This is a genomic window from Kineococcus siccus, from assembly GCF_009906795.1.
In the GTDB taxonomy this organism is placed as follows: Bacteria; Actinomycetota; Actinomycetes; order Actinomycetales; family Kineococcaceae; genus Kineococcus; species Kineococcus siccus.
Map to the genome: position 1 here is coordinate 1 of NZ_JAAALN010000478.1, position 384 is coordinate 384.

A 384-nucleotide genomic window follows, 5' to 3' on the forward strand; every position below is an offset into this window, starting at 1 on the left:
CCTGCGGTGGGACAGGTCGCGTGCGACGTCTGGCGGCCTACTTGTCTCATCCAACCTGTCCTAGTCGAAGATCGTTAGGACCCGCCGGGGGAGGGGAGCGGGGTGTCCACGACCGCGCGGATCGCGGGATGACCGCGAACTCGTAGCGCCGGTAATCCAACCGACCAGTCTCGGTGGTGTCTGGCCTCGATGAAGTGTGTCAAGGCCCGGGTTTGATGGAGGGCGTGAAGCCACGCGGGTCAGGCACCAGCCGCGATGGGGTGAGTGCTGAACTGGGCCTCGTACTCCACGGGAGGGATCATTCCGAGCTCCCCGTGTAGCCGGCGGTGGTTGTACCAGTCGATGTACTCGGCGACGGCGATCTCGACGTCGTCGATGCCGCGC

Annotated in this window: 1 protein-coding gene; it reads right to left on the reverse strand. The window is 65.6% G+C overall.

Translation table 11 applies throughout. From position 1 onward, the window contains the following. Positions 1-239 precede the first annotated feature (239 nt). A partial coding sequence (locus tag GTR02_RS22205; RefSeq protein ID WP_166609611.1) for an IS3 family transposase occupies positions 240-384 on the reverse strand: 145 nt, incomplete at its 5' end.